14 protein-coding genes are annotated in these 13984 nt (G+C 46.3%); 11 read left to right on the top strand and 3 right to left on the bottom strand.

Annotated elements, in window-relative coordinates; all coding sequences use genetic code 11:
• Positions 1-12: 12 nt before the first annotated feature.
• From recF to dnaA, 3 genes are all read right to left on the bottom strand, one after another.
• Positions 13-1092 (bottom strand): DNA replication/repair protein RecF, encoded by a 1080-nt coding sequence (gene recF / locus LIX84_RS21340; RefSeq protein WP_005394107.1) that lies wholly within the window; start codon positions 1090-1092, stop codon positions 13-15.
• A 9-nt stretch (positions 1093-1101) separates the two neighbouring features.
• Entirely contained in the window at positions 1102-2202 is a 1101-nt protein-coding gene (gene dnaN, locus LIX84_RS21335; protein WP_005394106.1) for a DNA polymerase III subunit beta, read from the bottom strand.
• A gap of 63 nt (positions 2203-2265) precedes the next feature.
• On the bottom strand, positions 2266-3672 hold the full coding sequence (gene dnaA / locus LIX84_RS21330) for a chromosomal replication initiator protein DnaA (protein WP_005378835.1): 1407 nt from the start codon (positions 3670-3672) through the stop codon (positions 2266-2268).
• A gap of 412 nt (positions 3673-4084) precedes the next feature.
• Here dnaA and LIX84_RS21325 point away from each other — a divergent pair, with 412 nt between their 5' ends.
• The 11 genes from LIX84_RS21325 to rsmG all read left to right on the top strand — a co-directional run bounded on the left by LIX84_RS21325 (position 4085) and on the right by rsmG (position 13982).
• Positions 4085-4831 carry an amino acid ABC transporter substrate-binding protein gene (locus LIX84_RS21325; protein ID WP_005378831.1) on the top strand — a complete coding sequence of 249 codons (747 nt, stop codon included), beginning with the start codon at positions 4085-4087 and terminating at the stop codon, positions 4829-4831.
• Between the two features lie 114 nt (positions 4832-4945).
• Complete coding sequence (locus LIX84_RS21320; RefSeq protein ID WP_005378829.1) at positions 4946-5617, top strand: amino acid ABC transporter permease; 672 nt, start codon at positions 4946-4948, stop codon at positions 5615-5617.
• Complete coding sequence (locus tag LIX84_RS21315) at positions 5614-6351, top strand: amino acid ABC transporter ATP-binding protein (protein ID WP_226422131.1); 738 nt, start codon at positions 5614-5616, stop codon at positions 6349-6351. Before LIX84_RS21320 ends, LIX84_RS21315 begins: the two co-directional genes overlap by 4 nt.
• Positions 6352-6593: 242 nt before the next feature.
• Positions 6594-6728, top strand: coding sequence for a 50S ribosomal protein L34 (gene rpmH, locus LIX84_RS21310; RefSeq protein WP_005378825.1), 135 nt, complete (start codon positions 6594-6596; stop codon positions 6726-6728).
• Between the two features lie 46 nt (positions 6729-6774).
• Positions 6775-7098 (top strand): ribonuclease P protein component, encoded by a 324-nt coding sequence (gene rnpA, locus LIX84_RS21305; RefSeq protein ID WP_005394102.1) that lies wholly within the window; start codon positions 6775-6777, stop codon positions 7096-7098.
• Positions 7065-7322 (top strand): membrane protein insertion efficiency factor YidD, encoded by a 258-nt coding sequence (gene yidD / locus LIX84_RS21300; RefSeq protein WP_005378822.1) that lies wholly within the window; start codon positions 7065-7067, stop codon positions 7320-7322. Before rnpA ends, yidD begins: the two co-directional genes overlap by 34 nt.
• Positions 7323-7324: 2 nt before the next feature.
• Entirely contained in the window at positions 7325-8947 is a 1623-nt protein-coding gene (yidC, locus tag LIX84_RS21295; protein WP_005383834.1) for a membrane protein insertase YidC, read from the top strand.
• Positions 8948-9077: 130 nt separating this feature from the next.
• Positions 9078-10439: a tRNA uridine-5-carboxymethylaminomethyl(34) synthesis GTPase MnmE gene (gene mnmE / locus LIX84_RS21290; RefSeq protein WP_005383836.1), complete on the top strand. Its 1362-nt coding sequence runs from the start codon at positions 9078-9080 to the stop codon at positions 10437-10439.
• 100 nt (positions 10440-10539) lie between these two features.
• Positions 10540-10974: an FMN-binding protein MioC gene (gene mioC, locus LIX84_RS21285; RefSeq protein WP_005378900.1), complete on the top strand. Its 435-nt coding sequence runs from the start codon at positions 10540-10542 to the stop codon at positions 10972-10974.
• A 477-nt stretch (positions 10975-11451) separates the two neighbouring features.
• On the top strand, positions 11452-13347 hold the full coding sequence (mnmG, locus tag LIX84_RS21280) for a tRNA uridine-5-carboxymethylaminomethyl(34) synthesis enzyme MnmG (RefSeq protein ID WP_005378901.1): 1896 nt from the start codon (positions 11452-11454) through the stop codon (positions 13345-13347).
• Entirely contained in the window at positions 13347-13982 is a 636-nt protein-coding gene (gene rsmG, locus LIX84_RS21275; protein WP_226422130.1) for a 16S rRNA (guanine(527)-N(7))-methyltransferase RsmG, read from the top strand. Before mnmG ends, rsmG begins: the two co-directional genes overlap by 1 nt.
• Positions 13983-13984: the final 2 nt, after the last annotated feature.

Raw genomic sequence — 13984 nt, 5'->3', positions numbered from 1 at the left:
AGTTTCTCTCTTCTAGTTTGACTCTATCCTGCCATGTTCCACATGAAACAATTTACCGTTATCGTCCAACATATCGGCGATTTGGCTTTCAGTGATAGAGCTTACAAATACTTGTGCGCCCGTCTCTTTTAAGCAGTCAGCAAGACGCTTGCGACGTTGGCTATCTAATTCCGACGCGAAGTCATCAATTAGGTAAATGCATTGTTTACCGGTCATCTCTGTCAGGTGTTGCCCTTGCGCGACACGCAATGCACACACCATGAGTTTTAATTGACCGCGTGACAGAACATCTTCAACGGGCGTTCCGTTCACTTTAATGCGCAAATCAGCTTTGTTTGGGCCACTAAAGGTGTATCCCAATGCCTGATCACGCTCAAAATTCTTTTCTAGTATCTCGTGGTATGGGGTGTCTTTATCCCAGCCACGATAATACTTCAATTGGATCTCAAATTCTGGCAAAAATGTCTGACAGATAGTTTCTGCGACGGTTTTCATCTGCTCGATGTAACTTGCTCGCCATTGGCTGATGTTTTCAGCCAACCCTGCCATTTCCTGATCCCAATAACTGAGCTCACGATAACTATTGGCGGTTTTCAACAACGCGTTGCGCTGCTTGTTAAGGCGTTTGAACCTTCCCCATGCTTGATAAAAAGCGGGCTCGGTATGAAACACGCCCCAATCAATAAACGCACGACGATGTTTAGGGCCATCTGTCAGTAAATCAAACCCTTCTGGGTGTATCAACTGCAGAGGCAGAACTTGTGCCAACTGCGCTAATTTTTGTCCAGATTGACCGCCTATTTTAACCTCTGTTGAGCCATCACGCTGCTTATTAATGCCGATAGGTAGCTCAAATTGATCCGAGTTCAAAAAACGACCATGAACAAACAGTTCGTCACACTCATTTTGTATCACTCGTCCGGTGAGAGAACTCTTGAATGAGCGGCCATGCCCGAGCAGGTAAACCGCTTCTAAGACACTGGTTTTACCGCTGCCGTTCGGCCCGATAAGAAAGTTAAAGCCTGCTGATAACTCAATATCACAGGCTTTAATGTTTCGAAACTGCTGAATGATGAGACGAGAAAGAGGCATTCAGTTGGCTTATAGACGAATTGGCATCACCACGTACATGGCACTGTCATCGTCGGCATTTTCAATCAATGCGCTAGCGTTAGCATCCGACATCGACACACGTACATTTTCACAACGCAACGTGTTCAGAACATCAAGCACATAGCTTACGTTAAAGCCGATTTCGATGGCGTCACCTTCAAAGGTCACATCAAGCATCTCTTCCGCTTCTTCTTGTTCTGGGTTATTCGCGGTTATGCGCATTTCAGTATCAGCCAGATTCACACGCACGCCACGGAATTTTTCGTTGGAAAGAATCGCAGCACGAGAGAAGGCTTGGCGCAACTCGTCACAACTTGCTATTAGGGTCTTATTGGTGCTCTGAGGCAATACGCGGCGGTAGTCAGGGAAACGACCATCAACCAACTTAGAGGTAAAAGTAAAGTTATTCACCTCAGCACGAACATTGGAGCTACCGATCTGAAGTACTACAGGTTGCTCTGGCGCGTCCATCAACTTCACTAATTCTTGCACACCTTTGCGTGGCACGATGATTTGCTTCTGCGCAAAATCCGCACCCAGCTGAGTTTGCGATACCGCCATACGGTGGCCGTCCGTCGCCACGCTGCGTAGCGTGGTACCGTCAATTTCAAACAACATGCCGTTGAGGTAGTAACGAACGTCTTGATTCGCCATCGAGAACTGAGTTTTGTCGATCAGCGTACGTAGATCGGCTTGGCTCAGTGATACTTCCACTTCACTTTGCCAATCTTCAATATTAGGGAAATCGTTCGCAGGAAGCGTTGCCAATGAGAAACGGCTGCGACCAGAGCGAACTTGTACGCGATCACCTTCTAATACAAATGTGATGATCGCATCGTCCGGTAAACCACGGCAGATATCGAGAAACTTACGCGAAGGAACGGTAATGCTGCCCGCTTCAAAATCACCTTCTAGCGTCACTTTGCTTACTAACTCTACTTCAAGATCGGTTGCCGTCATCGACAATACGTTCTCTTCTACTTTAAGAAGTAGGTTACCCAGGATTGGCAGAGTTGGTCGGCCACCTAAAGCGCCCGAAACCTGCTGTAGCGGTTTGATTAAATGACTACGTTCAATGGTAAATTTCATGCTTGGCTCTTTACGCTGTCAGCTCAATAAATGATTTGCTTAGAATACCGTTATTCTAACCGATTACGAGGACAGGGTGCGAATCAAGTTAGAGTAATCTTCTTTAATATCGTGGCTCTCTTCACGCAGCTGCTCAATCTTGCGACACGCATGAAGTACGGTCGTATGATCGCGGCCACCAAACGCATCACCAATTTCAGGCAGGCTGTGGTTGGTTAGCTCTTTTGCTAACGCCATGGCCAGCTGACGAGGACGCGCTACAGAACGAGAGCGACGTTTGGACAGCAAGTCAGCCACTTTTATCTTGTAGTATTCCGCCACCGTCTTTTGAATGTTATCGATCGTCACCAGCTTCTCTTGTAGAGCAAGCAGATCGCGCAGCGCTTCACGAACAAAATCAATCGTAATTGGGCGGCCAGTAAAGTTCGCGTTAGCGATAACGCGGTTCAGTGCACCTTCTAGCTCACGAACGTTCGAACGCAGACGCTTGGCAATGAAGAATGCCACTTCATCAGCAAGGTGGATTTGGTGATCTTCGGCTTTTTTCATCAAGATCGCCACACGCGTTTCAAGCTCAGGCGGCTCGATCGCAACAGTAAGACCCCAACCAAAGCGAGATTTAAGACGATCTTCAACGCCATTAATCTCTTTAGGATAACGGTCAGACGTTAAGATGATCTGCTGGTTACCTTCCAATAGTGCGTTGAAGGTATGGAAGAATTCTTCTTGCGAACGTTCTTTATTAGCAAAGAATTGGATGTCATCGATAAGGAGTGCATCCACACTGCGGTAGTAGCGTTTGAATTCTTCAATCGCATTGTTTTGCAGCGCTTTCACCATGTCTTGCACAAAACGCTCTGAGTGCATGTAGACCACTTTCGCGTTCGGGTTGTTATCCACAATCGCGTTACCCACCGCATGCAATAAGTGGGTTTTACCCAAACCCGTGCCGCCGTATAGGAATAGTGGGTTGTAAGCTGCACCTGGGTTATCCGATACCTGACGCGCCGCAGCCAAACCCAGTTGGTTCGACTTACCTTCAACAAAGTTGTCGAACTTGTGTTTTGGGTTCATGTTTGAGCGGTGATTGATCGCCGCAATCGCTTGAGCGTCGTCATCCCAGGTTTTGTGTACTGGCTTACGTGCCTGTAATTGCGCAGGTGCAGATGACTCCGCAGCTACATCTGCAGGCGTACGTGTCGGCGCTGGTTTTGGAGCAGAGACAGGTCGACTCCCCACTTCAAAGCGTAAGTTAGGAATGTCGCCACCACAGTATTCCTGTAGTAAACGAGTAATATTGTTCAGATACTTATCACGCACCCAGTCCAACACAAAGCGGTTTGGCGCGAATAGAGTGAGAGTATTGTCATTGAGCTCCGCTTGTAGCGGACGAACCCACATGCTGAATTCTGTAGCTGGTAGCTCTTCTTGAAGCTGCTGCAAACATTGCAGCCAAAGCGAAGATGACACGGTGCCCCCACTGAGTAATTGAATTATCGGAAAAGACTGGCAATTTTACCTGTTGATAACCAAGATCGCCAGCGATTGATCGACGATCCAGTGAATAAGATCCAAGTTATTCACAATTATTTCTGCAAACTTGATGAGATCAACACACCTTGCCCCAAATTTGCCCACACAACGATCCACAATTGGGCAAAATTCACAAGATCGAGTGATTGGTGATAAGTCTGTGTATTATTTTATTCCCAATGCTGATTTTGTCGATCATTTCCCCTGGTTCAGTTCGCATTTTTGTCACATTTAACATTCTTCTTCTATTATCTAATAACTCACAGGTCTAGGTTATTGCTCTTGGTTATTTATTTAATTGAGCTAACTAACAGTAGTATTTCCAACCATAAAATTATGGAGATGTATTATGAAAAACTGGATTAAGGTTGCCGTTGCAGCCATTGCACTGTCGGCAGCAACCGTACAAGCCGCTACTGAAGTCAAAGTTGGTATGTCAGGTCGCTACTTCCCGTTTACTTTTGTAAAGCAAGATAAGCTACAAGGCTTTGAAGTCGACATGTGGGATGAAATCGGCAAACGCAACGATTACAAAATCGAATACGTAACAGCCAACTTCTCTGGTTTATTTGGTCTGCTAGAAACCGGTCGCATCGATACGATCTCCAACCAAATCACCATGACTGATGAGCGTAAAGCCAAATACCTATTCGCAGACCCTTACGTTGTAGATGGCGCACAAATTACCGTGCGTAAAGGCAACGACAGCATCAAAGGTGTTGACGATCTCGCGGGTAAAACCGTTGCTGTGAACCTAGGATCTAACTTCGAGCAACTGCTTCGTCAGTACGACAAAGATGGCAAGATCAACATCAAAACGTACGACACTGGTATCGAACATGATGTGGCACTCGGTCGTGCAGATGCATTTGTAATGGATCGTCTTTCTGCATTAGAGCTGATTAAGAAAACCGGTCTTCCTCTGGAATTGGCGGGCGAACCGTTTGAGACAATTCAAAACGCATGGCCTTTCGTGGACAACGAGAAAGGTCGTAAGCTGCAAGAAGAAGTAAACAAAGCACTGGCTGAGATGCGCGCAGATGGTACAGTAGAGAAAATTTCCGTGAAGTGGTTTGGCGCTGACATCACGAAATAAGAACTCTTTGTACTTTAGGCCGCAAAGTGGTATCACTCTCGGACTAAAATAAACTTACGTAAAGGTGGAACTTGTTTTCCACCTTTTCTTTTCTCTAGCCTTTAGGTAAGCCGTATGGGATTTGACTTTAATTACATGTTGGAACTGCTGCCGATATTGCTGAAATATCTTGGCACTACCATGGAAATGGCGACGTGGGGATTGGTGTTTTCACTGATTTTATCCGTCATTTTAGCCAATATTCGCGTATTTAAACTGCCAGTTCTGGATCAATTAAGCCAACTGTACATCAGCTTCTTCCGTGGCACCCCACTCTTAGTTCAGCTTTTCCTGCTTTATTATGGCTTACCACAAATCTTCCCATTGATGGTGGGTATTGATGCCTTCTCAGCAGCGGTGATCGGTTTAACGCTGCACTTTGCCGCTTATATGGCGGAAAGCATTCGTGCCGCCATTATTGGTATTGATCGTAGCCAGATGGAAGCCAGCTTATCGGTGGGCATGACAACATCTCAGGCGATGCGCCGCGTCATTTTGCCTCAAGCAACCCGCGTAGCGCTGCCTTCACTGATGAACTATTTCATCGATATGATCAAGTCAACGTCTCTCGCCTTTACGCTTGGTGTGGCTGAAATCATGGCCAAAGCACAGATGGAAGCCTCATCAAGCTTCCGTTTCTTTGAAGCTTTCCTTGCGGTTGCACTTATTTACTGGGGCGTGGTGGTGATTCTGACTCGCGTACAAATCTGGGCAGAAGCAAAACTGAATAAGGCGTACGTACGATGATTAAGTTAGAAAATATTCACAAACGTTTTGGTGAGACTGAAGTGCTGAAAGGCATCGACCTCGATATTCAGCAAGGTGAGATCATTGTGATTATCGGTTCAAGTGGTACGGGTAAATCAACCTTGCTGCGTACGGTGAACTTTCTAGAACAGGCAGATGAAGGCCGTATCACGATAGATGAAGTCTCTGTTGATACTCAAAAACACACAAAAGCCGAAGTATTAGCGCTGCGTCGTCGAACTGGCTTTGTGTTCCAAAACTATGCCCTGTTTGCCCATATGAATGCGCGCCAGAATATTGCCGAAGGTCTAGTGACCGTTCGAGGATGGAAAAAAGCCGATGCTCTCAAACGAGCGCAACAAATTCTGGATGACATCGGCCTTGGGGATAAAGGCGATAGTTATCCAGCGGCATTGTCTGGCGGCCAACAACAACGTGTGGGTATCGGCCGAGCGATGGCGCTGCAACCAGAACTGCTGTTATTTGACGAACCAACTTCTGCGCTGGATCCTGAATGGGTCGGAGAAGTTCTCTCATTAATGAAGAAGTTAGCTAATCAGCATCAAACCATGCTGGTGGTGACGCACGAGATGCAATTCGCGAAAGAAGTCGCTGATAGAGTGATCTTCATGGCGGAAGGCAATATCGTTGAGCAAGGTTCTCCACAGGATATCTTCGATAATCCACAAGATCCTCGTTTGAAAAAATTCCTTAACCAAGTAGGAATAGAGTAACGATCAAGCATCAGGATCGATTGATCCTTGAGATTTTACTCACACTACGTATAATCGCCCGGCCGGAATTTCGTACTCATTGAGTCATTGACACATTATGTGAGTGTGATTACAATTCCGCCTCTTTGTTGAGAGGCGTCGGTTGTCCTTCTCTATATAAAGAGCTTCTTTATATAAGAAAGCAAATACCCACGCCGGGTTTAACAAGAACCTAAAACTACTGATCAGTAAAGGTAATTATCATGAAACGCACTTTTCAACCTACAGTTCTAAAGCGCAAGCGTACTCACGGCTTCCGTGCTCGCATGGCAACTAAGAACGGTCGTAAAGTTATCAACGCACGTCGTGCAAAAGGCCGTGCGCGCCTATCAAAATAATCGCTAGTTTATTTTGAACACGTACGCGTTTAATCGGGAGTTACGTTTGTTAACTCCCGAGCATTATCAAAACGTCTTCCAGCAAGCTCATCGAGCTGGCTCGCCTCATTTCACCATCATTGCTCGCAATAACAAACTTTCTCACCCACGATTAGGTTTAGCGGTTCCCAAAAAGCAAATCAAAACGGCTGTCGGTCGTAACCGATTTAAGCGTTTGGCTCGTGAAAGCTTTCGTAACAATCAACATCAGCTTCCAAACAAAGATTTTGTTGTGATTGCGAAGAAAAGCGCGCAAGATTTAAGCAATGAGGAAATTTTTAAGTTGTTTGATAAGCTATGGCAACGCCTGTCTCGCCCTTCACGTGGATAGCCATTGGGCTCGTTTATCTGTATCGCTGGTTTATCAGCCCTTTGATTGGTCCTCGTTGCCGGTTCACACCAACCTGTTCCACTTACGCGCTAGAAGCTTTGAGAGCTCACGGTTTTGTAAAAGGATGTTGGTTATCAGGCAAACGTCTATTAAAATGCCACCCTTTGAATGAAGGGGGGTATGACCCCGTTCCACCAGTCCAAAAACAAGACAGAGATAACTAACGATGGATTCTCAACGTAATATCCTGCTCATCGGTTTGGCCCTGGTTTCTTTTTTGCTGTTTCAACAATGGCAAGTTGCAAAGAATCCAGAACCTCAAGCAGTTGAACAGGCTCAATCAAGCAGCACTCTACCTGCACCATCTTTTGCTGATGAACTTGACCCAGTTCCTGGTCAACAGCAAGCTTCTGCAAAAACTATCACAGTAACGACTGATGTTTTAACTCTGTCGATCGACACCGTTGGTGGCGATGTGGTACATGCCAACCTTAACGAATACTCTGCTGAGTTAGATTCATCAGATTCCTTTGTTCTGCTTAAAGACGCTCAAGGTCACCAATTTATCGCTCAAAGCGGTCTAGTGGGTCCTCAAGGTATCGACTTGAGCAGCACAAATCGCCCTCACTACAACGTAAGTGCAGACAGCTTCACAATGGCTGACGGTCAAGATGAACTTCGCGTTCCGATGACATTCACTGCAAACGGCATCGAATACACCAAAACTTACATCTTTAAACGCGGCAGCTACGCGCTTAATGTTGAATACGATGTAGTGAACAACTCAGGCAACAACGCAACATTTGGTATGTACGCTCACCTACGTCAAAACCTAATGGACGATGGTGGTAGCATCACAATGCCTACTTACCGTGGTGGCGCATACTCAACAGAAGATACGCGTTACAAGAAGTACAGCTTTGATGATATGCAGGATCGCAACCTGTCTCTTAACCTAGCCGATGGCCAAGGTTGGGCAGCAATGATTCAGCACTACTTTGCCGCAGCTTGGATCCCACGTAACGAACCAGGTACTAACCTATACACTCGTGTAATTGGCAACCTAGGCGACATCGGCGTTCGTATGCCGAACAAAACTATCGCAACAGGCGATCAGGCTAAGTTTGAAGCAACACTTTGGGTTGGTCCAAAACTGCAAGATGAAATGGCAGAAGTGGCACCTAACCTAGACCTAGTAGTGGACTACGGCTGGTTATGGTTCATTGCGAAGCCTCTTCATATGTTGCTTTCATTCATCCAGAGCTTTGTTGGCAACTGGGGTGTGGCAATCATCTGTCTGACCTTCATCGTTCGTGGTGCAATGTACCCACTAACAAAAGCGCAATACACGTCTATGGCGAAAATGCGCATGCTACAGCCTAAGCTGCAAGCAATGCGTGAGCGTATCGGTGATGACCGTCAGCGCATGAGCCAAGAAATGATGGAACTGTACAAGAAAGAGAAAGTGAACCCACTAGGTGGCTGTTTACCTCTTATCCTACAGATGCCTATTTTCATCGCACTATACTGGGCGCTAATGGAATCGGTAGAGCTACGTCACTCACCATTCTTCGGTTGGATTCATGACCTTTCAGCGCAGGACCCTTACTACATCCTGCCGCTATTGATGGGTGCGTCTATGTTCCTAATCCAGAAGATGAGCCCAACAACGGTAACGGATCCAATGCAGCAGAAGATCATGACCTTTATGCCGGTTATGTTTACCTTCTTCTTCTTGTTCTTCCCATCAGGTCTCGTTCTGTACTGGTTGGTGTCGAACATCGTAACGCTTATCCAGCAAACTCTGATCTACAAAGGATTAGAGAAAAAAGGCTTACACAGCAAGTAACCTTTTAGGAAATGATTGAGAAAGGCGGCCAAAAGGTCGCCTTTTTGTTTTTGGCTGATTACAATTCAGCTAATTAATTGTGATGGCTCCCTAGGTATCTTCCCTATAGCCCAGCTCAAAAGGCAAAATTATGACTACAGATACGATTGTCGCTCAAGCGACCGCGCCTGGTCGTGGCGGTGTCGGTATTATTCGAGTTTCTGGCCCTAAAGCCAACCAAGTGGCGTTAGAAGTCACTGGCAAAACACTAAAGCCCCGCTACGCAGAATACCTGCCGTTTAAGTCAGAAGATGGCACTGTGCTTGATCAGGGCATCGCACTGTACTTCCCTAACCCGCACTCATTTACCGGTGAAGACGTACTTGAGCTGCAAGGCCATGGCGGCCCCGTCGTGATGGATATGCTGATAAAACGCATTCTAGGTATAGATGGTATCCGAGCAGCTCGTCCTGGTGAGTTCTCTGAGCGCGCGTTTCTGAACGATAAACTCGACCTAGCTCAAGCCGAAGCGATTGCAGACCTCATTGATGCCAGTTCTGAAGAAGCAGCAAAATCGGCGCTGCAATCCTTACAGGGCGCATTTTCAGGCCGCATTAATACCTTAGTTGAGTCGCTGATTCATTTGCGTATCTATGTTGAAGCAGCCATCGACTTCCCTGAAGAAGAGATCGACTTTTTGGCCGACGGTAAAGTGGCTGGTGACCTACAAGCCATCATCGACAACCTAGATGCGGTGCGCAAAGAAGCTAACCAAGGCGCTATTATGCGTGAAGGGATGAAAGTCGTGATTGCGGGTCGTCCAAATGCGGGCAAATCAAGCCTACTAAACGCGCTATCGGGTAAAGAATCTGCAATCGTAACCGACATCGCAGGAACCACGCGTGATGTACTGCGTGAGCATATCCATATTGATGGCATGCCACTACACATCATTGATACAGCAGGTTTGCGTGATGCTTCCGATGAAGTAGAGAAAATCGGTATCGAACGCGCGTGGGATGAAATAGCCCAAGCAGACCGCGTGTTGTTCATGGTGGATGGCACGACAACCGATGCCACCGATCCGAAAGATATCTGGCCAGATTTTGTGGATCGCCTACCAGACAACATTGGCATAACTGTGATCCGTAATAAAGCGGATCAAACGGGTGAAGATATGGGGATCTGCCACGTCAATAACCCTACTCTTATCCGTTTGTCAGCGAAGACTGGTGCAGGGGTTGAAGCTCTGCGCGATCATCTCAAGGAGTGTATGGGCTTCTCTGGCAACAGTGAAGGTGGGTTTATGGCTCGTCGTCGTCATCTCGATGCATTAGAACGTGCCGCACAGCACCTTCAAATAGGCCAGGAGCAGCTTGAAGGCTATATGGCAGGTGAAATATTGGCTGAAGAGCTACGTATCACCCAACAACATCTCAATGAGATTACCGGTGAGTTCAGTTCTGACGACTTACTGGGACGAATCTTCTCTTCATTCTGTATCGGGAAGTAAATAATCGAACGCGCGGTGCTGAGCTTAACTCACACCGCGTTTCTTTTTGTACGGCAAGCCATCCATGAGCTTTAGCCGTCGCATTCAATAAGGAAGAAGTATGATCCACATTATTACAGGCAGCACGTTAGGTGGCGCAGAATACGTAGGGGATCACCTGAGTGATCTACTCAACGAGAATGGATTTGAAACAACGATCCACAACCAGCCTTCCCTCAGTGATATCGAAAATCAAGGTACGTGGTTGGTGATCACCTCTACACATGGAGCTGGTGAGTATCCTGATAATATCCAACCTTTTATCGCAGCATTACAAAATACACCGCCAAAAATGACTGATGTAAAATTTGCGGTGATTGCGATTGGTGACTCTAGCTACGATACGTTCTGTGCCGCTGGTCAACACGCTTATGATTTATTAGAGGATATTGGTGCAACCCCTCTCGCAGATTGCTTTAAAATCGATGTACTGAGCCATGATGTGCCAGAAGACGCCGCAGAGATGTGGTTAAAAGAGAATATCGAACGTTTTTAAACTCACGACTTTCCCTTCAACAGAGTCGAAATTCGGCTCTGTTTTCTCCCATGTGAATAACTCCCACCAAATTATTTTGTTTAACCGCTCAAAAACCAACCAAACAGACTGTGGATAACTACAATAAGATCCAGTGATTTTCCTTTAGTTATCCCAATAACAACTTTTATCAATTTTACCCCCTGTGTATAACCACCACTTTTGATCCCAGGTAATCCTCGTTCTGATCCAATCATGATCACAAGATATGATCCAAAGAAGATCCATGATCTTGTTGATCATTTTTAGGTTATCCACAGAAACGGTCGATCCTAATAGTAGATCTAATAAAAGATCATATATATAGATCTTATATATATTTATCTTGAAGCTTAAAACGGATAAAACGAGAAAACGTTTTTCTCTCTGGCATAAAGCAGGTAAAATACGGCTCCTTTATCTGTCCATTAAATCCCTTTGAATACCTGAGGTCAGTTCATGCTTTATCACGAAAACTTTGACGTCATTGTTGTCGGTGGCGGACACGCAGGAACGGAAGCCGCGCTCGCATCTGCACGCACAGGACAAAAAACGCTTCTCCTTACCCATAACATCGATACATTAGGCCAGATGTCTTGTAATCCGGCGATCGGTGGTATTGGTAAAGGTCACTTAGTAAAAGAAGTGGATGCTATGGGCGGTTTGATGGCTGAAGCCATCGACCATGCAGGTATTCAGTTTCGTACACTAAATGCCTCCAAAGGTCCTGCAGTACGAGCAACTCGAGCTCAAGCCGATCGCGCTCTGTACAAAGCGTACGTTCGTAATGCATTGGAAAATGCGCCTAACTTAACGTTGTTCCAGCAGTCAGTTGATGATCTGATTGTTGAACAAGATCGCGCAGTTGGTGTGGTAACTCAAATGGGACTTCGCTTCCATGCGAAAGCCGTTGTGCTAACCGTGGGTACCTTCCTTGGTGGTAAGATCCACATAGGTATGGAAAGCTCGTCTGGTGGTCGTGCCGGGGATCCACCATCGATCGCATTAGCGGATCGACTGCGTGAACTGCCGTTCCGTGTGGATCGTTTAAAAACAGGTACTCCACCGCGCATTGATGCTCGTACTGTTGATTTTTCAGTGCTAGAAGCTCAGCACGGTGATAACCCAACGCCTGTATTCTCGTTCATGGGCAAACGTGAACAGCATCCGCGTCAGATTCCATGTTTCATCACCCACACCAATGAACAAACTCACGATGTGATCCGCAGTAACTTGGATCGCAGTCCAATGTACGCAGGTGTGATTGAAGGTATTGGTCCGCGTTACTGTCCGTCTATTGAAGACAAAGTGATGCGTTTCGCTGACAAAAACAGCCACCAAATCTTCATTGAGCCAGAAGGCCTAACCACGCACGAGTTATACCCTAATGGTATCTCGACCAGCTTGCCATTTGATGTGCAAGTACAAATCGTGCGCTCAATGAAAGGGTTTGAAAATGCACACATCGTTCGCCCAGGTTATGCGATTGAATATGATTTCTTCGATCCACGTGATTTGAAGCAAACGTACGAGACGAAGTTCATCCATGGTTTGTTCTTTGCTGGCCAGATTAATGGCACGACTGGCTACGAAGAAGCCGCAGCGCAAGGCTTGATGGCCGGTCTAAATGCAAGCTTGTTTAGCCAAGACAAAGAAGGCTGGAGCCCACGTCGTGACCAAGCTTACATGGGCGTGTTGATTGATGACTTATCGACCATGGGTACCAAAGAGCCGTACCGCATGTTCACTTCTCGTGCGGAATACCGCCTGCTACTTCGTGAAGATAACGCCGATTTACGTTTAACGGAAAAAGCGCGCGAGCTAGGCTTGATTGATGATGTTCGTTGGGCTCGCTTTAACGAGAAAATCAACAATATGGAAACGGAGCGTCAGCGTTTGAAAGCAACGTGGATGAATCCGAAGTCAGAGGGTGTTGATGAGTTGAACAAGCTGCTGAAAACCCCAATGGCCCGTGAAGCGAGTGGTGAGGATCTTCTGCGTCGTCCAGAGATCACTTATTCGCAACTGACGCAACTTGAAGCGTTTGCTCCTGCTCTTGAAGATCAGCAAGCGGCTGAGCAAGTTGAAATTCAAGTGAAATACGATGGTTACATCAAGCGTCAGCAGGAAGAGATCGAAAAATCACTGCGTCACGAAAATACCAAGTTACCTGCTGATTTGGATTACCGCGATGTAAAAGGTTTATCAAACGAAGTCGTTGCTAAACTGAGCGAGGCCAAACCAGAGAGCATCGGTATTGCATCACGCATTTCTGGTATTACGCCTGCTGCAATTTCTATTCTACTTGTTCACTTGAAAAAGCATGGTTTGCTGAAGAAAGGTGAGGAAGAATAATGAGCGCATTGCGAACAAAGCTGGATTCACTGATCGCGAAAACCGATTTGGAAGTGTCAGAACAGCAACGAGAGCAGTTAGTTGGTTATGTCGAACTGCTCGACAAATGGAACAAAGCGTACAATTTAACATCGGTACGTGATCCGCTTGATATGTTAGTGAAACATATTCTTGATAGTATCGTTGTAAGCGCACACCTGCCCGGTGAGCGCTTCATTGATGTTGGTACTGGTCCGGGGTTACCGGGCATCCCTTTGGCAATCATGAACCCTAAGAAAACCTTCTTTTTGCTCGACAGTCTTGGCAAACGCATCCGTTTTATCAAGCAAGTTGTGCACACATTAGGGCTGAAAAACGTGACACCAATTCAAAGTCGTGTCGAAGAATTCCAACCTGAAGAAAAATTTGATGGCGTTTTGAGTCGAGCTTTTGCTTCAATGATAGACATGGTGGAATGGTGCCACCATTTGCCGAAACAAGAGCACGGGGTGTTTCTAGCGCTGAAAGGACAGCACCCTAAAGATGAAATGGATCAGCTTCCTGAATGGTGCAGTGTGACAGAGATCATATCTTTGGCTGTTCCTGAGTTGGAAGGTGATCGTCATCTAGTAATCTTATCGCGCAAGGAAAATTAGCG

The sequence above is a fragment of the Vibrio sp. E14 genome, assembly GCF_020515785.1.
GTDB classification, from domain to species: Bacteria; Pseudomonadota; Gammaproteobacteria; order Enterobacterales; family Vibrionaceae; genus Vibrio; species Vibrio diabolicus.
The sequence above is the reverse complement of the archived record's forward strand: the minus strand, read 5'-3'. Positions and strand labels throughout refer to the sequence as shown.